23 protein-coding genes and 1 tRNA gene are annotated in these 25,179 nt (G+C 57.5%); 14 read left to right on the top strand and 10 right to left on the bottom strand.

The window, feature by feature from the left end; genetic code table 11:
• Positions 1–3 precede the first annotated feature (3 nt).
• A complete protein-coding gene (metF, locus tag HZ995_RS00245; protein WP_209356701.1) occupies positions 4–870 on the bottom strand; it encodes a methylenetetrahydrofolate reductase [NAD(P)H] in 867 nt (288 codons plus the stop codon).
• Between the two features lie 96 nt (positions 871–966).
• Here metF and HZ995_RS00240 point away from each other — a divergent pair, with 96 nt between their 5' ends.
• On the top strand, positions 967–1,872 hold the full coding sequence (locus HZ995_RS00240) for a LysR family transcriptional regulator (protein WP_209358103.1): 906 nt from the start codon (positions 967–969) through the stop codon (positions 1,870–1,872).
• A gap of 85 nt (positions 1,873–1,957) precedes the next feature.
• Complete coding sequence (locus HZ995_RS00235; RefSeq protein WP_209356700.1) at positions 1,958–2,749, top strand: inositol monophosphatase family protein; 792 nt, start codon at positions 1,958–1,960, stop codon at positions 2,747–2,749.
• A gap of 23 nt (positions 2,750–2,772) precedes the next feature.
• On the opposite strand, the gene HZ995_RS00230 is transcribed toward HZ995_RS00235, so the two are convergent.
• Together HZ995_RS00230 and putA are read right to left on the bottom strand one after the other, a co-directional pair.
• A complete protein-coding gene (locus tag HZ995_RS00230) occupies positions 2,773–3,543 on the bottom strand; it encodes a rhomboid family intramembrane serine protease (RefSeq protein WP_209356699.1) in 771 nt (256 codons plus the stop codon).
• A gap of 42 nt (positions 3,544–3,585) precedes the next feature.
• On the bottom strand, positions 3,586–7,005 hold the full coding sequence (gene putA, locus HZ995_RS00225; RefSeq protein ID WP_209356698.1) for a bifunctional proline dehydrogenase/L-glutamate gamma-semialdehyde dehydrogenase PutA: 3,420 nt from the start codon (positions 7,003–7,005) through the stop codon (positions 3,586–3,588).
• A gap of 105 nt (positions 7,006–7,110) precedes the next feature.
• On the opposite strand from putA, the gene HZ995_RS00220 reads away from it, so the two are divergent.
• From HZ995_RS00220 to HZ995_RS00210, 3 genes are all read left to right on the top strand, one after another.
• Positions 7,111–7,587 (top strand): Lrp/AsnC family transcriptional regulator, encoded by a 477-nt coding sequence (locus tag HZ995_RS00220; RefSeq protein ID WP_209356697.1) that lies wholly within the window; start codon positions 7,111–7,113, stop codon positions 7,585–7,587.
• Between the two features lie 141 nt (positions 7,588–7,728).
• Positions 7,729–8,166 (top strand): tetratricopeptide repeat protein, encoded by a 438-nt coding sequence (locus tag HZ995_RS00215; protein ID WP_245168694.1) that lies wholly within the window; start codon positions 7,729–7,731, stop codon positions 8,164–8,166.
• Between the two features lie 60 nt (positions 8,167–8,226).
• Positions 8,227–8,313 (top strand) — tRNA-Leu (locus HZ995_RS00210).
• A gap of 51 nt (positions 8,314–8,364) precedes the next feature.
• Here the strand turns inward: HZ995_RS00210 and metG are convergent.
• The 3 genes from metG to HZ995_RS00195 all read right to left on the bottom strand — a co-directional run bounded on the left by metG (position 8,365) and on the right by HZ995_RS00195 (position 12,134).
• Positions 8,365–10,077 (bottom strand): methionine--tRNA ligase, encoded by a 1,713-nt coding sequence (gene metG / locus HZ995_RS00205; protein WP_209356695.1) that lies wholly within the window; start codon positions 10,075–10,077, stop codon positions 8,365–8,367.
• A gap of 129 nt (positions 10,078–10,206) precedes the next feature.
• On the bottom strand, positions 10,207–11,439 hold the full coding sequence (locus HZ995_RS00200) for an MFS transporter (protein ID WP_209356694.1): 1,233 nt from the start codon (positions 11,437–11,439) through the stop codon (positions 10,207–10,209).
• A 44-nt stretch (positions 11,440–11,483) separates the two neighbouring features.
• Complete coding sequence (locus HZ995_RS00195; protein WP_209356693.1) at positions 11,484–12,134, bottom strand: ImuA family protein; 651 nt, start codon at positions 12,132–12,134, stop codon at positions 11,484–11,486.
• 144 nt (positions 12,135–12,278) lie between these two features.
• Here HZ995_RS00195 and HZ995_RS00190 point away from each other — a divergent pair, with 144 nt between their 5' ends.
• Both HZ995_RS00190 and HZ995_RS00185 read left to right on the top strand, forming a co-directional pair.
• Positions 12,279–13,322 carry an aldo/keto reductase gene (locus tag HZ995_RS00190; RefSeq protein ID WP_209356692.1) on the top strand — a complete coding sequence of 348 codons (1,044 nt, stop codon included), beginning with the start codon at positions 12,279–12,281 and terminating at the stop codon, positions 13,320–13,322.
• A 24-nt stretch (positions 13,323–13,346) separates the two neighbouring features.
• Complete coding sequence (locus HZ995_RS00185; RefSeq protein ID WP_209356691.1) at positions 13,347–13,832, top strand: hypothetical protein; 486 nt, start codon at positions 13,347–13,349, stop codon at positions 13,830–13,832.
• Here HZ995_RS00185 and HZ995_RS00180 read toward each other — a convergent pair.
• The 3 genes from HZ995_RS00180 to HZ995_RS00170 are packed head-to-tail and all read right to left on the bottom strand — an operon-like array spanning position 13,829 to position 16,616.
• Positions 13,829–14,383, bottom strand: a complete 555-nt coding sequence (locus HZ995_RS00180) for a TadE/TadG family type IV pilus assembly protein (RefSeq protein WP_209356690.1) — start codon at positions 14,381–14,383, stop codon at positions 13,829–13,831. The two genes, HZ995_RS00185 and HZ995_RS00180, sit on opposite strands and share 4 nt — an antisense overlap.
• On the bottom strand, positions 14,383–14,916 hold the full coding sequence (locus HZ995_RS00175) for a TadE/TadG family type IV pilus assembly protein (protein WP_209356689.1): 534 nt from the start codon (positions 14,914–14,916) through the stop codon (positions 14,383–14,385). The genes HZ995_RS00180 and HZ995_RS00175 overlap by 1 nt, the downstream gene beginning before the upstream one ends.
• Positions 14,913–16,616 (bottom strand): TadE/TadG family type IV pilus assembly protein, encoded by a 1,704-nt coding sequence (locus tag HZ995_RS00170; RefSeq protein ID WP_245168693.1) that lies wholly within the window; start codon positions 16,614–16,616, stop codon positions 14,913–14,915. Before HZ995_RS00170 ends, HZ995_RS00175 begins: the two co-directional genes overlap by 4 nt.
• A 371-nt stretch (positions 16,617–16,987) precedes the next feature.
• On the opposite strand from HZ995_RS00170, the gene HZ995_RS00165 reads away from it, so the two are divergent.
• The 6 genes from HZ995_RS00165 (at position 16,988) to HZ995_RS00140 (ending at position 23,857) form a co-directional block, all read left to right on the top strand.
• A complete protein-coding gene (locus HZ995_RS00165; RefSeq protein ID WP_209356688.1) occupies positions 16,988–18,418 on the top strand; it encodes a Glu/Leu/Phe/Val family dehydrogenase in 1,431 nt (476 codons plus the stop codon).
• A gap of 140 nt (positions 18,419–18,558) precedes the next feature.
• Positions 18,559–18,876, top strand: a complete 318-nt coding sequence (locus tag HZ995_RS00160; RefSeq protein WP_209356687.1) for a hypothetical protein — start codon at positions 18,559–18,561, stop codon at positions 18,874–18,876.
• A 49-nt stretch (positions 18,877–18,925) separates the two neighbouring features.
• A complete protein-coding gene (gene dnaG / locus HZ995_RS00155) occupies positions 18,926–20,872 on the top strand; it encodes a DNA primase (protein WP_209356686.1) in 1,947 nt (648 codons plus the stop codon).
• Between the two features lie 124 nt (positions 20,873–20,996).
• Entirely contained in the window at positions 20,997–22,976 is a 1,980-nt protein-coding gene (gene rpoD, locus HZ995_RS00150; RefSeq protein ID WP_209356685.1) for an RNA polymerase sigma factor RpoD, read from the top strand.
• On the top strand, positions 22,976–23,263 hold the full coding sequence (locus HZ995_RS00145) for a hypothetical protein (protein WP_209356684.1): 288 nt from the start codon (positions 22,976–22,978) through the stop codon (positions 23,261–23,263). Before rpoD ends, HZ995_RS00145 begins: the two co-directional genes overlap by 1 nt.
• A gap of 60 nt (positions 23,264–23,323) precedes the next feature.
• Positions 23,324–23,857, top strand: coding sequence for an SRPBCC family protein (locus tag HZ995_RS00140; RefSeq protein WP_209356683.1), 534 nt, complete (start codon positions 23,324–23,326; stop codon positions 23,855–23,857).
• Here the strand turns inward: HZ995_RS00140 and HZ995_RS00135 are convergent.
• The gene (locus HZ995_RS00135; protein WP_209356682.1) at positions 23,854–24,567 is read right to left on the bottom strand and encodes a family 16 glycosylhydrolase; all 714 of its coding nucleotides are present in this window, start codon (positions 24,565–24,567) and stop codon (positions 23,854–23,856) included. The genes HZ995_RS00140 and HZ995_RS00135 overlap by 4 nt on opposite strands.
• A gap of 127 nt (positions 24,568–24,694) precedes the next feature.
• Here HZ995_RS00135 and HZ995_RS00130 point away from each other — a divergent pair, with 127 nt between their 5' ends.
• Positions 24,695–25,108: a secondary thiamine-phosphate synthase enzyme YjbQ gene (locus HZ995_RS00130; protein ID WP_209356681.1), complete on the top strand. Its 414-nt coding sequence runs from the start codon at positions 24,695–24,697 to the stop codon at positions 25,106–25,108.
• Positions 25,109–25,179 lie beyond the last annotated feature (71 nt).

The following is a 25,179-nucleotide window of genomic DNA, read 5'->3' as shown; positions in this document are numbered from 1 at the left end:
GAATTACGCTACGTTCTGAAGTTTCACTTCGGGGGTGACGCCGATCGCGTGACAGATATCGCGGGTCAGCTCTGGTGTGTTGAGCGTGTAGAAATGCAGTTTGTCGACGCCTTCGTCGATCAGGGCAGAGCAGATTTCAGTGCAAAGGGCCGTGGCCAAAAGATCCTCGCGCCCGTCGCGGATCGCCTTTTCAAAGGCATCATCCAGCCACGCTGGGATGGTTGTGCCACAGCGCGTTGCAAAGTTGCGCACGCCCTTCCAGTTCTCAATCGGCAGAATGCCCGGCGTGATCGGCGCATCGATACCCGCCTTCGCACAGGCGTCTCGGAACCGCAGGAAAGTTTCAGGTTCAAAGAAAAACTGTGTCAGAGCCTCGGATGCGCCCGCGTCGATCTTGGCCTTGAGCCAGTCAATATTGGCTTGCTGATCAGCCGCCTCTGGGTGGATCTCGGGGTAGGCACCGACGCGGATGTTGAAATCACCCGTATCGGCCAAAGCGCTGATCAATTCGACACTATTGGCAAAGCCTTCGGGATGCGGCGTGAACCCCGCGCTGCCTTTTGGCGGGTCGCCGCGCAGGGCGACGATGTCACTGACACCTGCTTTTGCGAACTCCTGCGCGATCCCGATGGTCTCTTCTCGGGTGGCGTCCACACAGGTCAGATGGGCGGCGACTTTGAGGCCGCTATTTTTGTGAATGGTTTCAACCGCTTCGCGCGTCAGATCACGGGTGGTGCCGCCAGCACCGTAAGTCACAGAGACAAAGCGAGGGGCAAGAGGTGCCAGTGCCTGAACCGTGTCCCACAGCCGAAAAGAGGCCTCCAAATTGCGGGGCGGGAAGAATTCAAAGGAAATATCAGGCGTGGTCATCGTATTAGTCCAATTTTTGCGTTGACCCCTTGTTGCATGTGCAGCATTGTGAGAAAACTTCATAATTCTCAACAAGAACATGAGTTCAACATGAAGATGCACATTGAATTCCGCCACCTTCGCACGGTGAAGGCGATCCACGAATGTGGGGGATTGGCCCGTGCTGCGGATCAATTGAATATTACCCAGTCTGCTTTGTCGCATCAGATCAAAGGCTTAGAGGAGCAGGCGGGGATCGAGCTCTTTGTGCGCCGCTCAAAACCTATGAAGCTTTCGGCCGCGGGGCAGCGCCTGTTGCGCCTCGCACAGCAGGTTTTGCCCGAGGTTGAGGCCCTGGAAGAAGAGTTCATGGGGCTGCGCGACGGCAAATCCGGCCGCCTGCATATCGCGATTGAATGTCACGCCTGTTTTGAGTGGCTCTTTCCGGTGCTTGAGACCTTCCGCAAGAGCTGGCCAGACGTGGATGTCGACATCCGCCCAGGGCTGGCTTTTGATGCGATGCCTGCGCTGCAAAAAGAAGACGTGGATCTTGTGGTGTCCTCTGATCCGGAAAACCTGCCGGGCGTCGAGTTCAAGCATCTCTTTGATTACAATCCTGTTTTTGTGGCTTCAGCCAATCATCCACTGGCGCAGAAAGACTGGGTGGACGCCGAGGATTTCCGTGGCGAGACCCTGATCACATACCCTGTGGAACGCAGCCGTTTGGATGTGTTCAGCCAGCTCTTGATGCCCGCCAAGGTCGAGCCGGATCGCGTGCGTCAAGCTGAGCTGACTGCCGTGATCCTCTTGCTTGTGGCGTCTAATCGTGGCGTTGCGGTGCTGCCGGATTGGGTGGTGCGCGAGGTGAAATATAACTCGGATTATGTCACGCGCCCGCTGACCGAACAGGGCGTCACACGCGGGCTTTATGCCGCCGTGCGCGCGCCCGATCTTGAGAAACCCTTCATGACCGATTTGATCCGCCTCGCTGGCCAAGAGGCGCGGCGTCTGCAAGAGGCATAGAATACGCCCAAAACCCCCGGTTTCACCCTTGGCAAAGCCGCTTTGGCGGCGTATACGCGCGCTCTGATATCAAAGGAGCCGAGCCATGGCTGGCAGCGCAAATCTCAACATCATGATGAAAGCCGCACGTAAGGCGGCCCGTGGTCTGGTTAAGGACTTTGGCGAGGTTGAGAACCTGCAGGTCTCGGCGAAATCGGCAGGCGATTTTGTCAGCCGCGCGGATGTGCAGGCTGAGGCGGTTCTGAAAGAGGAACTCTTGGGCGCGCGTCCGACCTATGGTTGGCTGGGCGAAGAGGGCGGTGGCCAGGACGGTAAGGATCCGACCCGTCGCTGGATCGTGGATCCTCTGGATGGCACGACGAACTTTTTGCACGGCATGCCGCATTGGGCGATTTCCATCGCGCTGGAGCATAAGGGCGAGATCGTCGCGGGTGTGGTCTATGACCCGGCCAAGGACGAGATGTTCTATGCCGAACGCGGCGAAGGCGCGTGGCTGAACGACAGCAAACGTCTGCGTGTATCCAGCCGCCACCGGATGATCGAAAGCGTGTTTGCCACCGGAATTCCTTTTGCAGGCCGTCCTGAATTGCCAACCACTTTGCAGGATCTCGCGCGGATTATGCCGGCTTGTGCCGGTGTGCGCCGCTGGGGTTCTGCTGCACTGGATTTGGCCTACGTGGCGGCGGGCCGCTATGAGGGATATTGGGAGCGTGGCTTGAACGCATGGGATCTGGCGGCTGGCATGTTGATCGTCAAAGAGGCCGGTGGTTTCGTTGAAGCGATGGACAAAGAAGATTCTGTGCTGGAAAGCGGCACCGTTCTGGCAGCGAATGAGCCGATCTTTGATCAATTCGCGAAGGTCATTCGCAACACTTAATTCCTGCAAATCTTGGTCGTAGCCTAACGGCGTCGACCAATCCTTGGCACGTTGCTCCTGTTTCGACCAACGGTTGGCACATTGCTGCGGCTCAGGCGGTATTTGGCTTCGGGATGGGGCGGGTGCCCCTCGGTTTTGCTCCAATATTCCGTGCCGCCCTTGCGCCGCCAGAGCGGCAGCGCCATGGCGAAGCCGATGACGAAACCACCTGCATGGGCCCAATAGGCGACGCCTCCGGTTTCGGGATCCACATTGACGCCATTCACCAGTTGAAGTGCAAACCACAGGCCCAGCATGACCCATGCGGGAATCGTAAAAATCCTGAAAAAGATGATCAAAATCAATAGGATGTCGACTTTGGCGCGTGGGTAGAGCAAAAGGTATCCGCCCATGACAGCGGCAATCGCGCCAGAGGCTCCGACCGTGGGGATCGTGCCCATGGGCTCTGAAATCACCTGTGCGAGGCCCGCGCCAATGCCGCCTGCAAGATAGAAGAGCGTGAAGGGCACATGGCCCATATCATCCTCGAGATTGTCTCCGAAAATCCAGAGGAACAGCATGTTGCCCGCCAAATGCATAAAGCCGCCGTGCAGGAACATCGAGGTGAACAGCCCCTGCAGATCCTGCCCCTGGCTGATCCTTGCGGGGAACATGGCGTAGTCGGAATAGAACTGGTTCAGCCCGCGCCCATCAAGGCCAAAGCTGTAAAGAAACACCACGATATTAATGGCGATCAGGGCGTAGGTCACATAGGGCGTGCGCCCCGAGGGGTTGTGGTCACGTATCGGAAACATGTCTGATAGGTGACCACTTGGGTGCCTCAGGTCAAGTGGGGCTTAGGAGGCCCCACCCAAAAGTGCCGCGTTACCGCCCGCGGCTGTGGTGTCGACACAGACATGACGCTCGCCGCGCACATAGCCTGCATCCGGTTGGCCGGTCAGCAGGGGCAGGATCGCGCCATCGCGAGACGCCAACGCCTGATCATAGGCGCGGGCCTGAGTTGCGTCGCCCCACCAGATTGCACCTGCGATGCCCTCAAGATGAGCAAGCTGTTGCGGGTCTACCATGCGGTCTACGAGGACCGCACGGCCACCGGCGGCGATGACGGCGTCGCGCTGCGCTTCGGCGGTGGACTGGCCTGGACCCATGCACAGGAACGGGTCGCGTGCGAAATGCGCCAGACGGTTGGATTCACCGGTTGGGCCGGGCAGGGAGGTTGTCACAGGCGCAGCACCAGCAGGGCAGTCGGCGATGGCTTGGGCCACTTTCGTGGCCTCGGCTGCGTCGGGCCATGTGGTGTCAACCGACGGGGTCTCCCGTTTTGCAAAGCGCGATAGGTACTGCGGGCCGCCTGCTTTGGGGCCCGTACCGGACAGGCCTTCGCCGCCAAAAGGCTGGCTGCCCACGATCGCGCCGATCTGGTTGCGGTTTACATAGATGTTGCCCGCATGGATGCTTTCCGAGACATGCTGCACGCGGTCATCGATCCGAGTTTGCAGGCCGAAAGTCAGGCCATATCCGGTGGCGTTGATCGCGGCGATGACCTTGTCCAGCTCATTGGCTTTGAAGGTCGCCACATGCAGAACCGGGCCAAAGATCTCTTCTTTGAGATCTTCGATACCGCTGACGCCGATCATGGTCGGGGCTAGGAAGTTGCCGGTGTTTGGTGTGTCCAGTTCGAACATCACACGGCCTTCGGCGCGTGCGGCGGCGATATGGTCGCTGAAGCGTGCCTGAGCAGTCGCATCGATTAGCGGGCCGACATCGGTGGAATATTCCCAAGGATCGCCCATCTTCAGCTCTTTGGCCGCGCCTTTCAGCATATGCAGCAGGTCGCTTGCGATGTCTTCTTGCACGTAAAGGCAGCGCAGGGCGGAACAGCGTTGGCCCGCAGATTGGAAAGCACTTTCGACAATGGCGGTGACGGCCTGTTCGGGCAGGGCGGTGGAGTCCACGATCATGGCGTTTAGACCACCGGTTTCGGCGATGAGAGGCGCGCCCGGTGCGAGGTTGTCGGCCATGGTTTTCCGGATGCGTTTTGCGGTGGCGGTGGAGCCTGTGAAGCAAACCCCATCGACGCGAGGGTCCGAGGTCAAAGCCGCGCCGACATGGGCACCAGAACCTGGCAGAAGTTGCAGAGCCTCGCGTGGGACACCTGCCTCATGCAGCAGTTTCACGGCCTCATAGGCGATCAGAGGCGTTTGATCCGCAGGTTTAGCGAGCACCGCGTTGCCTGCCGCCAAAGCCGCAGCGATCTGGCCTGTGAAGATCGCGAGTGGGAAGTTCCAAGGGCTGATGCAAGTGAATGTGCCGGCCGGTGGCGTGCTTGGCGCGTTGGCTCCGTAGTAGCGCAGGAAGTCCACCGCTTCGCGCAGTTCTGCGATTTGGTCGAGCGGGGTTTTACCTGCCTCACGCGCCAGAAGGGCAAAGAAGGTGCCGACATTGGCCTCATAGAGGTCAGCAGCTTTCGCAAGAACGGCTCCGCGGGTTTCGGCGTCCGCGTCCCATGGTTTTGCAGAGGCCAGCGCGGTCTGGATATCGGCGTCGCTGGCATGCGCGACAGTGCCTGCTGAATCCGCGGGCAGGTAGGGGTTTTCCACGGGCTGCGCGCCTTGCGGCTGTGCTTCGCCCGCGATCAGAGGGTTTGCTGCCCATGTGGTCTCGCGGAATGGCGCGCGGGTCTCTTCGAGACGCTCAATTGTCGGGATGTCGCGCAGATCCATGCCCTTGGAGTTCGGGCGTTCGGGCTCAAAGAGTTCGTCACCGGTTGGCAGTTTGACCTGCTCGTCCTTTATGGCTTCGAACGGGTCGCGGGCAACGACAGATGGCGGGACCTCTTCGTCCACGATCTGGTTCACGAAGGAGCTGTTCGCACCGTTTTCCAGCAGACGACGCACGAGGTACGCCAAGAGGTCACGGTGCGCGCCCACTGGCGCATAGATCCGGCAGCGTGTTTTATTTTCTTTTAAAACAACGTCATGCAGGGCGTCGCCCATGCCGTGGAGGCGTTGGAATTCGAATGTATCGAAGTCTTCGGCCATGCCCAGAACGGCTGCGACCGTATGGGCGTTGTGGGTCGCGAACTGCGGATAGATCCGGTCGGTCATACCAAGCAGCTTGCGCGCATTGGCGATGTAGCTGACATCGGTTGCCGCTTTCGCGGTAAACACTGGGAAGCCATCGAGACCCATGACCTGCGCGTTTTTGATTTCTGTGTCCCAATAGGCGCCTTTCACCAGACGCACCATGATCTTGCGATCCAAACGGGTCGCGAGTTCATAGAGGTAATCCAGCGTATAGGCCGCGCGCTTGCCATAGGCCTGCACCACAACGCCAAAGCCGTCCCACTCCTTGAGCGCCGGATCGGCGAGAACCGCTTCGATCACATCCATGGACAGAGACAGGCGGTCGGCCTCTTCTGCGTCGATATTGAGACCCATGCCCGCAGATTTCGCCAAGAGCGCAAGGCCATGCAGGCGTGGCACCAACTCGTCCATAACGCGGGCTTTTTGCGCGACTTCATAGCGGGGGTGCAGTGCCGAGAGTTTTACAGAGATGCCCGGATTGTCGCGGATGTCCTCATTGTTGCAGCCTGCCGCAATGGCCGAGATCGCGCGGGAATAGGCGAGGTGATAGCGCATCGCATCGGCGTCAGTTTTCGCTGCTTCGCCCAGCATGTCGTAGGAATAGGAGTAGCCTTGCGCTTCCATGTCCTGAGCACGTTTCATCGCGGCCTCGATGGTTTCGCCCAGAACGAACTGACGGCCCATTTCTTTCATCGCGCGGCCCACGGCTGTCCGGATGACAGGCTCACCCAAACGCTTGATCGCACCGCGCAAGGCGCTGATGACGCCGCTGTCGCCGTCGTCCAGAACCTTACCGGTCAGCATCAAAGCCCAGGTCGAGGCGTTCACCAGAGACGACGTGGATTGCCCAAGGTGCTTGCCCCAATCAGACGGAGCAATCTTGTCTTCGATCAAAGCGTCGATGGTTTCCGCATCCGGAACACGCAGCAGCGCTTCGGCCAGACACATCAGTGCGACGCCTTCGTCGGTCGACAGGCCATATTCTGCAAGGAAGACTTCCATAAGGCCCGGTTTCGAATTCCCACGGATCTGACGCACCAGATGCTCTGCTTTTTCGCCAATTGCAGCGCGCGCGGCATCGTTAAGATTGGCTTGCTCGACAAGCTTGGCAAGAACCTCAGCCTCTGGGGCGTAGGTTTCTGTATCGATGGAACGGCGGGAATCTGTCATGAGGGCCTCCTTGGTGAATGGCCTATATTAACAGCGATTCTAAGGTCGAATTTCCTGATTGAGTGTGATATGCGATGCAAATGGATCGAAATTTAGAGTATTTCTATGCAAAGTGAAAAACTGGACCTTGACGGTTTTGACCACAAAATCCTGCGCGTGCTGGCGCGCAACGGGCGGATCTCGATCACGGATCTGGCGCGCGAGATCGGCTTGTCCAAAAGCCCGACACAGGCGCGGGTGCGCCGACTGGAAGGCGAAGGGGCCATCATTGGCTATCGCGCGATGTTGGATCCGATCAAACTGGGGTTCAACCACGTGGCCTTTGTCGAGGTGAAACTCTCGGACACCAAGGAAAAGGCCCTGCAGGCGTTCAATGAGGCGGTTTCCAAGGTTCAGGAAATCGAGCAAGCCCATATGATTGCGAGCAATTTCGACTATCTGCTGAAAGTGCGCACCAGCGATATGGAGGCCTATCGGCGCGTACTTGGGGAAAAGATTTCGGCGCTGCCGCATGTGGCCAGCACCTCGACCTTTGTCGCGATGGAGGCAGTCAAGGAAATCGGTCTCGGGAATGTGACTTGATCGGCGCGCCGATTGCGCCATCCTTAAGTCATGCGCTTTGTACTTTCCGCCATATGTCTTTCGGTCCCGCTTGCTGTAAATGCCTGCCCTGATGGGCCGGATCATACAGGGCAACTGGAGGCTTTGTTTGAAAGCGCGCGCATGGCGCCCAATGAGCGCGTGGCCGAGGAATTCTCTCAACAGATGTGGGAGCTTTGGACGGAGGCTCCGGACGCGACGGCGCAGGCCTTGCTGGATCGCGGGATGGAGAAACGCGCGGGCTTTGATTTTCTTGGTGCGATTGAGGCCTTGAGCGAATTGATTGACTATTGCCCGACCTATGCCGAGGGCTGGAACCAGCGCGCCTTCGTGCATTTCCTGCGCCAGGATTTCCCAGCCGCGCGTGATGATCTGGCCCAAGCGCGGTCCCTGAACCCACGCCATGTCGGAGTTCTTACGGGGCAGGGGCTGACCTTTCTGGCCCTTGGGCAAGAGGCCGAAGCGCAAGACGCTTTGGCCGCAGCCGTCGAGCTGAACCCATGGGTTCAAGAACGCCATCTCTTACGGGCTCCGCCTCCAAAGCCGGGCGAAGACCTTTAGGGCATAAATCCCCCTTTACACCCAGTCACTTGCCGCTATTGTCCGGCCTCACCAATCTGCGCCCTCGTGGTGGAATGGTAGACACAGGAGACTTAAAATCTCTAGGCCGTATAGGCCGTGCCGGTTCGAGTCCGGCCGAGGGTACCAAAGAAAAAGCAGGCCGCTGGGCCTGCTTTTTTGTTTCTTGTGAGAGGCTTATCAGTCCCGTGTGCCCGCGAACTTTTCTTGCCATTCATCGCGTTCATCATCGGTGATCTTGCGGAAGGTCACGTCGGGAACGGTGAAGGCGTGACCCGCTTTCAGAGCGGAAAGCGCCGCCGCGACATCGCTTGGCCATTCGGTGGCTTCGGCGTTCATGCTCTCTAGCAAAGAGGCTGCGGCGTCCGGAATAAACGGCGCAGACAGAACCGCGTAAAGCGGGATCAGGTTTAGCGCCAAACGGATTTGTACAGCGGCTTTCGCAGGATCTTCTTTGAACGTCGACCAAGGGGCGACGGTCTGCAGGTATTCATTACCCGCGACCCAAATTGCGCGCAGTTCTTGGGCGGATTTGCGCACTTCCATCGCATCCATATGCGCTTGATAGGCCGTCACACGCGCCGAGATGTCTTCGATCAGCGCCAGTTCCTCGGGGCCATAATCGCCGCCTTCGGGCACGGCCTCGCTAAACTTAGAGCGGCAGAACTTGGTGACGCGGCTGACAAAGTTGCCAAGCACGTCAGCAAGGTCTTTGTTGACCGAGCTCTGGAAGTTCTCCCAGGTGAACTCACTGTCGCTGCTTTCCGGCGCATGGCTCAAGAGCCACCAGCGCCAATAATCCGCAGGCAGGATCTCAAGCGCCTGATCCATGAACACACCGCGCCCACGCGAGGTGCTGAACTGGCCGCCATCATAGTTCAAGTAGTTGAAGGATTTGATGTAATCCACGAGCTTCCAAGGCTCTCCCGAGCCAAAGATCGTGACTGGGAACGACAGAGTGTGGAACGGCACGTTATCCTTGCCCATGAACTGGGTATAGGTCACATCCTCTGCGCCCTTGTCCGTGCGCCACCAGCGCGCCCAGTCCTCGCCTTTGCCTGCATCGACCCATTCTTGGGCACAGGCGATATATTCCACCGGCGCATCGAACCAAACGTAGAAGACCTTGCCTTCCATGCCCGGCCAGTCTTCGTCGCCCTTTTTGACCGGCACACCCCAGTCCAGATCCCGAGTGATGCCGCGATCTTGCAGGCCGTCGCCGTCGTTCAGCCATTTCTTCGCAATCGAAGTGGTCAGAACCGGCCAGTCATGCTTGCTGTCGATCCACTCGCCGAGCTTTTCGCGCATCTCGGATTGGCGCAGATAGAGATGCTTGGTCTCGCGCTCCTCAAGATCAGTGGAGCCTGAAATCGTGGAATAGGGGTTGATCAGATCGGTTGGATCCAACTGCTTGGTGCAATTGTCACATTGGTCGCCACGCGCGGATTCAAAGCCACAATTCGGGCAGGTGCCTTCGATATACCGATCTGGCAGGAAGCGCCCGTCCGCATTGGAATAGATCTGCGTCTCAGAGACTTCGCGGATCAAACCGTTATCTGCCAGTTGTCCAGCGAAATGTTGGGTCAGCTTCTGGTTTTGCTCTGACGAAGAGCGCCCAAAGTGATCAAAAGACAGACGGAAGCCTTCGGCGATCTTGGCCTGAACCTCATGCATCTCGGCACAATATTCGGCCACAGGCTTCCCGGCCTTGGCCGCTGCCAATTCCGCAGGCGTGCCATGCTCATCCGTCGCGCAAAGAAACAGAACCTCATGCCCGCGCGCGCGCTGATATCGCGCAAACAGATCCGCCGGCAGCTGGCTGCCCACCAGATTGCCCAGATGCTTGATGCCGTTGATATAAGGAATGGCAGAGGTAATAAGGTGGCGCGCCATAAAGCTATCCTTCGTTCGTTCGCGAACTCCCTAACGCAAAGCCGCAGCCAGTTCCAGAGTGTCCGCGGCTTTCATCTTGTCACAAATACTCCGGGTGAATTGGCCGCTAGGCCAAGGGGGCAGCGCCCCTCATCCCTTACGGTCTTCAGAGCGCTGCGTCCGTCCTGTTAGGCGACCGATGATGAAGGACGTACGTGGTGCCCAGATGTAACGCGTGCGGTCTTCTTCGGTGGGTCGCGACCGCATCCGCCAGAGGCCGAAAGCGACAAGGAACCCGTGACCGACCGAGATCAGAACAAATAGGGCAGAGGGGCCAAAGCCTGCGATCAACGTCGACGCCACATAAGGTGCGGCAATCGCACCGACGGCAAAGAAAAACATGAGGCTTGCGGCCAGCTCGACCCGTTGATCGTCGCTGGCAAAGTCATTGGCGTGTGCCGAGGCGATGGAGAAGACGGGAAAGGTGACAAACCCAGCAAAGGCTCCGAGGATCAGAGTCATAGTCGGTGGCCCTCCGAGGGTCGCCGTCGCAGCGCAGGCCACGATAGACCCCGCCGAGATCCAAATCAGAACCCAACGCCGGTCGTATTTGTCGGCAAGCCAGCCCATCGGCAATTGCGCGAGCGCGCCGCCCGCGACAAAGGACGCAAGGAACCAACCGATTTGGGCCTGCGTCAGTCCGATTTCTTGGCCATAGACCGGTCCGACCATACGAAAACTGGCCGAGGTGATGCCAGCAACGATCACACCCGCCACCGCGAGGGGGGAGCTGATCAGGGCCAGTTGCGGCCGCAGACGAGGAGTCTCGGGCATGGAGGGCTGGCTGGCTTTGGTCAATGTCAGGGGAATGATCGCCGCGCAACAGACCAAGGCAAGGATGTTGTAGGAGACATAAGACGCTGGTTCTAAAACAGAAATCACCATTTGCGCCGCAAGGGAGGCACCCATATCGACAACACGATAGGTGCCCATGGCGCGGCCACGGATGTCATTGGTCAGCTTGGCATGGAGCCAGGCCTCAATCACCGTATAGCTGCCTGCGATACAGAACCCAGCGGCGATCCGCATGATCGCCCAGGCGATGGGATCGATGATCAGGAAGTGCATCAAGAGGCCGATGGCTCCGATGGCCGTAAAGACCGCGAAGGCGCGCGAGTGGCCGACGTCTCCCATCAAGCGGGGGGCCCACCAGCAACCAATAAAGAACCCAAGGTAGTGCGCCGAGCCCAAGAGGCCGATTTCTGCGGTGGTGAACCCTAGTGCGATGCCGCTGAGCGCATCCAGCGGACCAACCCCGCCGTTTGAGAGTTGCAGCAGGATGACAGACAGGAAGAGAGCAGAGAAGGAAATGAAGAGGCGCATAACATCTTTAGGATAGACGCCTTTGAAACAACCGTCGCTTGTGTTTATTCGACCTTCTCGAGGTCGTTTTTCACCTTTGTTGTGTCCGTCGCGATTTTCTTGTGCTGCGCCAGCGCAAAGCCACGTGCGCCCATGGTCACAGGCCAGTCCTTGACCGGCGCGGTCCGCGCGCGCAGCCGTTTCAGATCCCAGTTGTTCAAACCCCGCGTGTGGCGCGGCTCCATTTGCCAGCGGCTTTCGACGCCCGCAGCACCTCCATCCCCAGGCGTCAGGATCAGCCCCAAAGGCATGCGCCCCGCCGCCGCGCCGCCCTGTTCGGCGGCCAGATGCAAGCGCCGCACGGGTGTCAGCGCGGGAATGCCCGGCAGATCCCCAATCGCAAGCGGCACCTCGCCACTGCGCAGAACCTCTTCAAGCGTCCAGAGCACATCCTCCGCCCGTGTGGGTGACAGAAACGTCACGCGCCCCGGATGCAGCAGATGTTTGATCCCCTGCGGATAAAGCTGCTCCACCGTCCAGGGCGGAGATATCCAGAACACTGGCCCCTGCATCCGGCTGGCCACCCAAAGCGCCAGAGACCGGCGCGCTGACCCACAGGCCTCATGCAGCCGCCCCAGCCTGAGGGCGATATCCGGCGCAAGGGTTAATTCCGGCACAGGGCGTTCGCGGCCGCGTTTGAGGGGATGAGTCGACATGCTTAGAAACTATAATGTTCTTGTTTTGTTCTCAATGTGATTTTGCACGACCCCAAGCTTTGCGCGAAAACTTGCGGCCAACCGGTTGCGCATAGGCCGCAAAACCATAGCTATGTCACAAGCAACACCGAAAGGGGCAGGGACATGAAACGCAATCCACTTGGACAAACAGATATCACGGTCTCGGCCCTCAGCCTTGGGACCATGACCTTTGGCACGCAGACGCCCAAGGATGACGCCTTCCAGCAGATGGATATGGCGCTGGAGGCGGGGATCGATTTCTGGGACACCGCCGAGATGTATCCGGTCAATCCGATTGCCGCCGAGCACACCGGACGGTCTGAGGAATTTCTTGGTGATTGGTTTGAGAAAACCGGCCGGCGCAATGAGGTGGTGCTGGCAACCAAACACTCGGGCGCAGGTCTTAAGATCTGGCGCGACGGCGCGCCGATCTCGTCGCAAACGATCTCCGAAGCCATCGACGGCTCACTGAAGCGGCTAAAGACAGACCACATCGACCTTTATCAATTCCACTGGCCCAACCGCGGCAGCTATATGTTCCGTCAGAACTGGACTTATGATCCTTCGGGACAGAACAAGGCCGAGACGCTGGCACATATGGAAGACGCGCTCGAAGCCTTGCAGAAAGAGGTCGACAAGGGGCGTATCCGCGCCTTTGGGCTCTCGAACGAAAGCGCCTGGGGCACGGCGCAATGGCTGCGGATCTCTGAGGACAAAGGCCTGCCGCGTGTGGCCAGTGTTCAGAACGAATACTCCTTGATGTGTCGCATGTATGACACTGATCTTGCAGAGCTTTCTGTGAATGAGGACGTGGGATTGATGGCCTTTTCGCCGCTGGCGACAGGCTATTTGACGGGCAAGTACCGCAACGGCGCGATTCCCAAGGGCTCTCGCATGGACATCAATGGCAACCTGGGCGGACGCGTGTCAGATCGCGCGCCGGCGGCTGTAGAGGCCTATATGGCGGTGGCTCAGAAACACGGGCTGGATCTGGTGCATATGTCGCTTGCCTGGTGCATGCAGCGGCCCTTTATGATGTCGGCGATTTTCGGAGCTACTAGTGTCGAACAGCTTGCGCATATCATAGCCGGCAAGGATCTGGTCTTGAGCCCTGAGGTGATGAAGGATATTGACGCCGCACATCGCGCGCACCCAATGCCCTATTAAAGCGCGCGCGAAGCGGGGGGATATATGAACGACGAAATCTTGGCCGAAGTCGGGGCCTCTGTGCCGCGCCGCTGGTTGGCTGTGGCGATGCAGGGCCTCTTGGGCTTTATTCTGGTCTATGTAGCGATGAACACGCCGCCCAGCTTTGGCTGGCAGATATTCCTCGTGGTTTTAGGGTTTGGGTCGCTTGGCATGGCGTTCCGCACATTTCGTGCCACGCGGGACCGGATCATTCTGACCCGCGAGGGGCTGACCTCCAGCACCGGTGAAGAGATCATGCCGCTCGATGTAATCAAGAAAGTGGAACGCGGAGTATTCGCGCTGAAGCCGTCCAATGGCTTCATGCTGATCGCCCACTCAACGGCCGAAACCGCGCGCTGGGCGCCAGGCCTTTGGTGGCGTCTGGGGCGTCGTGTCGGGGTTGGGGGCGTTGCACCCGGTCATCAGACCAAAGCCATGGCGCAGATCATCGAAGCGCTTTTGGTCGAGCGCGGGCAACTCGAAGACTAGCTCTGGAACACCAACTGCGGCGCATAACGGGGGCGGGTAAAGACGAAGGTGTCGATAGAGACGTCCCCAATGCCCACATTCAGTCGCGGAGAGTAGTCGTTCAAAGTTTCCACCAGGATCAGATCATCGCTTTCTGACATCACAGGAAGCAGAGGCTCAAGCGCCGTCATGTCCGAGTTTTGCAGGGCGACCAATTCGTCCCCACGGGCTTCGGACCAGTCGACCTCATAGGCATTGAGGGCTGAATTCCAGCTGATCACACTCACGCGCAGAGAGCTTGCGGACCGAGAGTTTGCCAATTCGTCAAACAGGGCCCGTGTGTTGGTGATATATTGCGCCGTGACCGCATTTGTTTCGCGTGACAGCATGTCACTGATGGTAAAGGCTGCTTTCTCGGCCAAGGACCGCGTGCGATAGGCGTCAAAGAAGGTCGCGACGGCCGCGAAAGACCAGAACAGCAGCGGTAGGATCAGAACCATCTCGACCGAGACAACACCTCTTGTATCATCGCGGAAATTCTTGAGTGATCTCAGTATCTTTTGCGCAAACATTAGCGTGGCTCCTGCACAAAGGCGGTCATGGCGATCAGGCGGGCGTCCCCTGACTCATCCAGAGTGAGTTCATTGGTGAACCATGTGCTTGGAAAGATCGGTTCGTATTTGGCGCAGGCGCGCAGGATCATGAGTTCGTTGTCCATCCCAAAGCTAAGGTTCGCCATAGGTTGAACTTCTAGGGCACGATCCGTGCAGGAGACTTCGGTTGGCAGAGCTTGCCAGTTGCGGATGTCGCGACGCACCATTTCCAACTGCAGATTTTCCATGCAATCCGGCACAACCTCTTGGGCACATATCATCTGTTTGAGCTCATTGTGAGTCGGAGCCGCACCAGTATTCAGGCGGATCCAGCGGACGGTCTGATCCAGTCCACGTTCCAGCATTGTATTGCGGATCGACATCATACCGACTTCGACAGCGGCCATCATGAAGAAGATGAAGATCGGCACCAATAGGGCGAATTCGACGACGGCGTTGCCGTCCTCATCGCGCTTAAAGCGGCGCAGAAATGATGTCGTACGGCGGATCATTGGGTCAGCCTTAGTTGGCGAATGGATGAGGCAATGGCCGAGAATGCATCACTGATTTCAAGACCTTGCACGTCAAAGTAGTGGCTGTCCGAGCTAGCGCAGTCTTTCAGGACCGCTTGACCGGAAGAGGGGGCTTCAAAGCCGATGGTAAAGACCACGATCCCTTCATCCTTGGCTTCGTCACAGATGTCCTTGGTGCGGTTGTTCTTCTCGGTGCTGCCGACCGCGTCAAAGACGCCATCATACCAGTCCGCTTGCGCGTCCCAATAGTCCATCCACGGCTCATAGTGGTGCTCGACGTTGTGTTCAATCGAGGTATAGGCCCAGAGGTCAGCATAGCTCAGAACTTCGGCGGAGCCGGGTTCATTCACGGTCACCACCTTCTTAATCTTACGATAGCGGCGGCAGGATCCGTTGCGGCGGTAAGACCGGCATTTCCACGTTACTTGAGTTTCCTCATAGGTACCTTCGCCATAAGCGTGGTCACGCCAGGTATCCAGATGGGGCCAATAATACATCGGTTCTTCGGTGTTGCCGTCGTTGTCCTCATCGCCGGTGTCTTGGCCGATATAGACGGAATATTTCTCTTCTTGGTCGTTCCACCAGATGTTGGACTCACCCTCGCGATAGTCCGGTTCAATGTAGTACTGCGACGTGTTCTGACCGTCGGTCATCAGAACGATGACCTTTAGCGTCTGGCCCGCGTCAAAGGAATAGGGGCGTTCAACAAAATCACCGGGGACGGCACCTGCTGTGATCAGATTGCCGATCGCGGGCTGCATCGATGGATCCAACAGAACGGTGCCCCATTTCATGCCAACGTCAATGGAGGTGTTCCCTCCGGCCCACATCGAGTCGACGAAGGTTTTCAGCGCATTTGCATCGTTTTGCAGAACTTGAATTTGGCGGCTTGCATCGGTGTCGGGTTCGCAGACCGGGCTACTAACCAAGCGCTTTGGATCATAGGGACGTCCGTCATAATCGCTCCATGGGCTGAAATGCATGGTGCGCTGCAGGGTCTCGGTGAAATCCAATCCCGTCTCTTCATAGTCGTCTGCGCTAAAATTGACGCAGTTCGAGTAGCTGTGCTCACTTGTGACATTCAGCTCTGCCATAAGATTGCTGGGGGCAGAGACCTGTGTGGCATAGGGAACGATAGAGATCGACAGCTTGCCGGGCTCTGTTGTTGTTGTGAGTGTGTCGATAAAGTCTTTGGCCGCGACTTTGAGGTTGGTCAGGCGCGAGTTCCAGCCCATAGAGCCTGAGACGTCCAGAACCAAGGAAATCTCAACGCCACCAATACGCTCTTCAGCGGCGCTGGCGGCGGACATGGCAAGCGAGCTGACGCCAGCCAGATTCATGAACTGCGTGTCCATCGTTGTATCGGCGGTGGCTGTCACAGATTTATATCCAAGCCCTTCGTCCACGGTGACATCACCCAGGTGATCACTCATGTCGGCTTTGGCAAAATAGTCCTGGATGACATCCCGGGCGGGAAGATCCTGATCCAATGAGGCCGCCGCAAGCACCGCGCGGTCCAGAGTATCCTGCAGCTTCGTGCGGCGCATTTCAGCATGCATAAAGTCGACGCCAATGCCGCCCACCAAAAGCATAACCAGAAAGACAATGATCCCGAAAAAGATCATGCTTCCGCTTTCGTCACGCTGAAACTGCTTGGCAAAGCGCCGAAGTCTGTTCACGTCCTTATCTTTTCCAAAAACACGCATCGTGTCCTCACTGCTTCACGGGTACGCTGTTCCGGCAATCGCGCCAGATACACTCCCTCACAAACCTCATTGATGCTGGAATCGGGCTGAAATAAGGCAGTCTTCGCCCAATTCTGTGGCCTTTGCTTTTAAGCTTCTGGGGTGAAGTTGGGCACGCTAGCGCAAACATTCAGCATGCTGCGCGGCAGCAAATTTACCGCCCTTAAGAAAGTTTTCATTTTGACTAAAATTTGTGCAAAATTTGGGCCGGATCGGACGAATTCGCTCGCAACTCTCTGTGGTTCAGGCATAGTTAACACAGCCATTTAGGCATGAGAGTCGTTGCAGGCCGTTAGGGGTTAATTATGAGCGTAGCAAACGAACCAAGTTTCAGAGAAAGCGTAGATTTGATGTTCAACCGGGCGGTTGGACTGTTGGATCTTCCGCCGGGATTAGAGGAAAAAATCCGAGTATGTAATGCCACCTACACTGTGCGTTTCGGCGTGCGGCTGCGCGGAGAGATCAAGACCTTCACCGGTTATCGCTCTGTGCATTCTGAACACATGGAGCCTGTGAAAGGCGGCATACGCTATGCCACCTCTGTTAACCAGGACGAGGTCGAGGCGCTGGCAGCGCTGATGACCTATAAATGCGCCCTGGTTGAGGCGCCCTTTGGTGGTTCCAAAGGTGGCCTGTGCATCGATCCGCGCGAATGGGATGAATATGAACTCGAGCAGATCACCCGCCGTTTTGCCTATGAGCTTGCCAAACGCGACTTGATCCACCCTTCCCAAAACGTCCCAGCGCCGGACATGGGCACAGGCGAACGCGAGATGGCCTGGATGGCCGATCAATATGCGCGGATGAACACCACTGACATCAACGCGCGCGCCTGTGTGACAGGCAAGCCGCTTAATGCGGGCGGTATCGCTGGCCGTGTTGAGGCCACCGGTCGTGGCGTCGAATATGCGCTGCAGGAATTCTTCCGAGATGTCCGTGACGTTCAGAAAGCCAACATGTCAGGCACACTGGATGGCAAGCGCGTCATCGTGCAGGGTCTTGGCAACGTGGGCTATCATGCGGCGAAATTCCTCAGCGAAGAGGATGGCTGTAAGATCGTCGGTATTATCGAGCGCGACGGGGCTTTGACCAACCCAGACGGGCTGAACGTAGAGGATGTCCGCGCGTGGATCGTCAAGCATGACGGCGTCAAAGGCTTCCCGGATGCGAGCTACACCGAAAACGGTGCGGCGGTCATGGAAGAAGAGTGCGACATCCTGATCCCTGCGGCGATGGAAGGGGTCATCAACCTCTCCAATGCTGATCGCATCAAAGCGCCGCTGATCATCGAGGCTGCGAACGGTCCGGTCACTGCGGGTGCAGACAAGATCCTGCGCGAAAAGGGCTGTGTGATCATTCCGGATATGTATGCCAACGCCGGCGGTGTGACCGTGTCCTACTTTGAGTGGGTCAAGAACCTCAGCCACATCCGCTTTGGCCGTATGCAGCGTCGTCAGGAAGAAAGCCGGCACCAATTGGTGGTCGACCAGCTCGAAAACCTGTCGGCCAGCGTCGGCGACTCCTGGAGCTTGGATGCGACCTTTAAAGAGAAATACCTGAAAGGCGCGGGCGAGCTGGAGTTGGTGCGCTCGGGTCTGGATGACACAATGCGGATTGCCTACCAGTCTATGCGCGACATCTGGCATGGGCGCGATGATGTGCAGGATCTGCGAATGGCGGCTTATCTGGTGTCCATCGACAAAGTTGCATCGAGCTATCGCGCGAAGGGCCTCTAAGCCTTTATCAGCTTTGCGAGATGGGGCGTCCTGAGGGCGCCCCTCTTTTATTCCCCCTTGCGAAACGCGCACGCGCTGGGCACAAACAAAGCACCACCTGTATAGGAGCGAGAGATGCGCAAGACCCTAAGCTTTTTCTGATGATGGCCGCAAGCCCTCTGTTGGCGGAAGATGTGGTCAGCGAGAGTGCCGCCAAGATTTCCGAAGAAGATTGCCTTGCGATGGCCGAGATCTCTGATCTGATCGCGGAATACCGTCAGGATGGTAAATCCGAACGCCGCACAACGCGCCTGTTGACCCGGGGCCGCAATGCCGTGGATGAACGCTATCACGCAGGCGTGCCGACTTTGGTGACTTATTTCTATTCGCTGCCCGAAGAGGCTGTGGTCCCGGGCGCAGCGGGTGAGGCCTTTAAAGCCAGCTGTTTGCCGCAGGACGGCGCCGAGGCAAGCGAATAAGCGCCTGAGGCTTCTGGACATTCAAGCCTGCCCATTCCTATAGTAGCGCATGAGCCTGCCTCCCGGATTCATGGATGAATTGCGCAGCCGCACCAGCCTGGTTCAGGTGGTGGGGCGCAAAGTGCAATGGGAGAGCCGCAAGTCCAATCCGGGCAAGGGCGACATGTGGGCACCTTGCCCTTTCCACCACGAAAAAACCGCGTCTTTTCATGTGGATGACCAAAAGGGCTTTTACTATTGCTTTGGCTGCCACGCCAAAGGCGACATGTTCAAGTTCGTTCAGGAAACCGAGAATGTCGGTTTCATGGAGGCCGTAAAAATCCTTGCGGATGAGGCGGGCATGCAGATGCCAGACCGTGATCCGCGCGCACAGGAAAAGGCCGACCGCCACAGCCAGCTTGTCGAGGTTATGGAGCAGGCGGTGCAATTCTATCGCATGGCTCTCAAAACAGGCGCGGCTGCCGAGGCGCGTGCCTATCTAGAGAGGCGCGGCATGTCTCAGGACATGCAAGACAGGTTCGGCATCGGCTATGCGCCCGAAGGCAATGCTGTCTTTAAACATCTCACAGGTAAGGGCATTGACCCCAAACTGGTGATAGATGCGGGGCTTGCTGCTGTGCCGGATGATGGCCGTGCGCCCTATGACCGGTTCCGCAGCCGGATCATCTTTCCAATTCGCGATGCGCGTGGGCGGTGTATTTCCCTTGGGGGCAGGGCGCTTGATCCTAATGCCCGCGCTAAATACCTGAACGGCCCAGAAACCGCGATCTTTGACAAGGGGCGCAGCCTTTATAACCACAAAGACGCCCGTGCCGCCGCTGGCAAGGGACAGCCTTTGGTGGTGGCCGAGGGCTATATGGACGTCATCGCTCTCGCTGAGGCAGGGTTCACGTCCTCTGTTGCGCCTTTGGGCACAGCGATCACTGAAAACCAGTTGCAGCTTCTGTGGCGCATGTCGCCTGAGCCGATTGTCGCTTTGGATGGCGACAAAGCTGGCATACGCGCAGCCATGCGCCTGATCGACCTGGCCTTGCCGATGCTAGAGGCAGGCCAAAGCCTGCGCTTTGCGATCATGCCCGAGGGCCAAGATCCTGATGACGTGATCAAATCCGGCGGCACCAAGGCCATGCAGACCATTCTGGATCAGGCGCGGCCCATGGTAGACCTGCTCTGGCAGCGTGAAATCGAAGGCAAGGTCTTTGACAGCCCCGAACGCAAAGCGGCGTTGGATAAGGCCCTGCGCGCCAAGATCAAACTGATCAAAGACCCGTCCATCCGCGCCCATTATGGCGAGACGATCAAAGACCTGCGTTGGCAGCTGTTCCGCCCGCAACGTGGCCCAGCCAAAGGCGGCTTCAAACCCCGCGGCAAATGGGGAGCGCCCAGCGGCGCGCAGGCGTCGACCAAAGCCTCGCTTTTGGTCTCGGCCGATGAGGCCCGCCAACGCCACATGCGTGAGGCGGTCATTCTTGCTTCCATCATCGCAACCCCCGCCGTTCTGGATGAATTCGAGGCCGGTTTGGAAAACCTCACCTGTGATGATCAGGACCACAGCTTCCTGCGGGATCTCTTGCTGCGGCAGGTGCATCGCGGCGTCACCGATCTAAAAACCGTTGTTGAGGACTCTATGGGCCCCGAAGCCCTTGATTTCCTGATGGGCAATCCACATGTGCGTCTTGCACCTCCGTTGCGCCGCAAAGGGGATGTGGACTGCGCGCGTCTGACCATTTCCGAGGAACTGCGAAAGCTGAGCTCCGAGGCTGGTCTAAGCGCTGAAATTGCCGAAGCAGAGGAAAACCTGACAGAGATCGCGGATGAGGCCGTCACTTGGCGTCTCAGCCAAGCCGCAAAGGAGCGCGATCAAGCGGTGCGCAGCCTTCAGGAAGATTCTGCAGAATACTTGGTGGGCGACAATGGCGCCGCCATCGACAAAGACGAGCGTGCCGCACTGGACGCGCTGATGGAGAAGATTAGCTTTACCAAACGCAAGTCATGATCACATCATCACTTATGGTGAAGAATTGATAAAGAAATCGGGGTTATCTGGGTGTGCGAATCACAGAATCACGCTATTGATTCGTGTCAACGAATCACCCGAGACTCAGGTGTAGGAGCAGAACATGGCCGCCAAAGATAACGACGACCAAAAGACCGACAACGAAAACGCTGAGATTTCCCTGGATATGAGCCAGGCTGCGGTCAAGAAAATGATCGCTGAGGCGCGGGAACGTGGCTACATCACCTATGATCAGCTCAATCAGGTTCTGCCGCCTGATCAGGTGAGTTCCGAGCAAATCGAAGACGTGATGTCGATGCTGTCCGAGATGGGCATCAACATCATCGAGGACGATGAGGTCGAGGAAGAGGAACAAAAGACCACCGCGCTGGTCGATACCTCGTCCAATACCCGCGAAGTGGCGCTGGGCTCTGGCAATCAGGAAAAACTGGACCGCACCGACGACCCTGTCCGCATGTATCTGCGTGAGATGGGCTCTGTTGAACTGCTGTCTCGCGAAGGCGAAATCGCGATTGCGAAACGCATCGAGGCGGGTCGCAATACGATGATCGCAGGGCTTTGTGAAAGCCCGCTGACCTTCCAGGCGATCACCATCTGGCGCGACGAACTTCTGTCGGAAGACATCCTTCTGCGCGATGTCATCGACCTCGAGGCCACTTTTGGCAATCAGATGGATGAAGACGGCGAAGAGGAAAGTGTCGTCGACACCTCTTCGGCGGCGAAGCCTGAAAAGAAAGAGGTCGAGCAAGAGCTGGATGCCGACGGCAATCCAATTCAGAACGACGATGATGACGACGATGACGATCAGGCCAACATGTCCTTGGCCGCGATGGAAGCCGCTCTGAAGCCTCGCGTTCTTGAGATGCTCGATCGCATCGCTGAAGACTATGTGATGCTCTCTGATATGCAGGATCTGCGGATCTCGGCGACCTTGAACGAGGACGACAGCTTCTCGGACAAAGAAGAGGCGACCTATCAGAAACTGCGGTCCGAGATCGTGGAACTGGTGAACGAGCTTCACCTGCACAACAACCGTATCGAAGCGCTGATCGACCAGCTTTACGGCATTAACCGACGGGTCATGTCGATTGACAGCTCGATGGTGAAACTGGCCGACCAAGCCCGTATCAACCGTAAAGAATTCATCGAGGCCTATCGCGGCCGCGAACTCGACCCGAACTGGCTCGATGAAATGTCTCAAAAGCCGGGCCGTGGTTGGCAGATGTTCATGGAACGCTCAGTCGGCAAGGTCGAAGAGCTGCGCGGTGACATGGCACAAGTCGGTCAATATGTCGGTCTGGATATCCCAGAATTCCGCCGCATCGTGAACCAAGTTCAGAAGGGCGAAAAAGAAGCCCGTCAGGCCAAGAAAGAAATGGTCGAAGCGAACCTTCGTCTGGTTATTTCGATCGCCAAGAAATACACGAACCGCGGCCTGCAATTCCTTGATCTTATTCAAGAAGGCAACATCGGCCTCATGAAGGCGGTCGATAAATTCGAATACCGTCGCGGCTATAAATTCTCGACCTATGCGACTTGGTGGATCCGTCAGGCGATCACTCGGTCTATTGCCGATCAGGCGCGTACAATCCGTATTCCGGTCCATATGATCGAGACGATCAACAAGCTGGTGCGGACCGGCCGTCAGATGCTGCACGAGATCGGTCGCGAACCAACACCAGAGGAACTGGCAGAAAAGCTGCAGATGCCTTTGGAAAAGGTCCGCAAGGTGATGAAGATCGCGAAGGAACCGATTTCGCTCGAAACCCCGATTGGCGACGAAGAGGATTCACAGCTCGGCGATTTCATCGAGGACAAGAATGCGGTGCTGCCTCTGGACAGCGCCATTCAGGAGAACCTCAAGGAAACCACAACCCGCGTGCTGGCGTCCCTCACGCCGCGTGAGGAACGGGTTCTGCGGATGCGCTTTGGCATCGGCATGAACACCGACCACACGCTCGAAGAGGTTGGCCAGCAGTTCAGCGTGACCCGCGAGAGGATCCGTCAGATCGAAGCGAAAGCCCTGCGGAAACTCAAGCACCCAAGCCGGAGCAGGAAGCTGCGGAGCTTCCTGGACCAGTAGTGAGTTATAAATGGAAACGGCGAGGAGTATTCCTCGCCTTTCTTTTTCTCAGCTTTGCTGTGCCCATCTGGATCATGTCCCGCTGTAGCGGCTGGAACGAAGGCTCCATGCAGGTCGCGGCCTGCTCACCGGATTGGATCTGGCTCGCGGAAATGGCCAACAGCCTCTATGCCTTTGTTCTTGTGGCCTCTTTCATGGGTGGCATTCCGATCCTGATCTATCTCGTGATCGTTTTGATCCTGTCTTGGATCCTTGCCCGCGTGATCATCCGCAAGCCGACCCCCTGACTTTTCGCGATTTCGCGACCTCATGATATAAGCTTCTCAGGAGTAAGAGGGGAGCATGTTATGGGTGTCATCAAATGGGTCATTCGTCTGATCGTCGTTTTGGCCGTGATCTTCGTCGGTGGGGCGTTTCTGTTGCCAAAGGAAACCTCTGTTGCGCGCACGGTGACGATGAATGCAGCGCCCGAAGTGATCTTTCCCTATATCGCGAACCTCCGCGCCAATCAGGCCTGGTCGCCGTGGCTGGACCGAGACACTGATATCCAGCTTGCGTTCAACGACGTACCCGAAGGCGTCGGCGCGGCGATGAGCTGGCAGTCCGAACATCCGCAGGTCGGCTCTGGCAATATGATCATCATCGAAGCGCAAGATCCCCGTCGGTTGGTCACGGCCTTGGATTTTGGCGAGATGGGCACGGCCACGGCCTATTTTAATCTGGTCGCCTCTGAGGGCGGCACGGCGGTCACTTGGGGTTTTACCTCGGACAATGGCAATAACCCGATGTTTCGCTGGATGGGCCTGATGATGGATGGCTGGGTTGGGCCTGACTATGAGCAGGGCCTTAACAATCTGAAAAAGCTGGTTGAGGGCGCTTAAGAGTCCGGAGTTTGATAGGGACGAAAGCTGATCGATTTGATCACGGACGTGACCTGTAGCGCAGGATCTGCCTGGCCCGCCCAATGTGCAATCGAAGGATCCACAGCCCAGATATTGGCATAGAGCCGCCCCGGGATGCGCGGGATATGCGCGTCGATGCCAAAGACCTTACTTCCATTCACATGCCAGTCTATCCCCTTCGGATGCCAGTCAAATTCATATGTGTGCAGGCAGGTTGCGGCGTCAAAACCCAGCGGGATATCGCGCTCACGCAGCTGCCCGTCCACAAACCACGCGACATGCAGTTTCGTCGTGTCCTTGCCCAGAAACTCGATGTCAATCTCGTCATGACGCGTGCCGTAATAGGGGCCGGTATAGGTGAAAAACCCAGTCACAAGCCCGTCGCCCTTGGCGGGTTGGATCTGCACCGAATAGCGCCCGTAGTGCAGCGTTTCCAAGGTGCGGATCGAACCGCCTGCAAAGCGGTTTAACCCTTCTGTATGCGGTGCAAGGCTCAGGCGCAGGCCGTGGTGAATGCGCACACGGGCGCGCCGCCAATCGGTATCAAAGCTGGGGTGGCGAAAGTCATAATGTGCCACATGCCAGCGACGATCAGATAGCTGTTTGAATGTGTCGTCAAAGCTCTGATCTTGCGACAAAACAGGGGTGGCAGTGCACAGGGCAGAGCACAGCAGAGCGCGTTTCAGCATCGCGACCTCGTTGGGAATTGACGTTAAGGTTTTGTTAACTATTCGGGCTGGCGCACAAAAGTTAACGAATTTCCGCAATCATGGTTAACGCCTTGCCTTTGACCGTGGTCCGTATCAGGGTCTCTCTATGATCCAAGAGCTGACAATCCAGACGCACGGCGCTGGCCTTTATGAAATCACACGCGAGGTGGCGCGCAGCTGCGTTGGCGCAGGCGATGGGCTGTTAACCCTGATGATCCGGCATACCTCGGCGAGCCTGCTTATCCAGGAAAACGCAGATCCCGAAGTGCAAACGGACCTGCAGAACTATTTTCACCGTTTGGTGCCGCCGACCACGGACCCGTCGATGTCCTATCTGACCCACACTTACGAAGGCCCCGACGATATGCCCGCCCATATCAAGGCCGCGATGATGCCCGTCAGCCTTTCGATCCCTGTACAGAATGGTCAGATGATGCTGGGCACATGGCAAGGGATCTATGTGTTTGAGCACAGAAACGCGCCCCATACCCGCCGGATTGCCTCTTACTTTAACGCATAGTTACGCTTTATCTGGGGGGTGAATTTCCCCTCTACCCAAAGTGAAGTATAGCCCCTATAGTGCCTGTGGAT

Source organism: Cognatishimia activa, assembly GCF_017798205.1.
In the GTDB taxonomy this organism is placed as follows: domain Bacteria; phylum Pseudomonadota; class Alphaproteobacteria; order Rhodobacterales; family Rhodobacteraceae; genus Cognatishimia; species Cognatishimia activa_A.
Note: the sequence above shows the minus strand (reverse complement) of the source record. Positions and strands in the feature narration are given on the sequence as shown.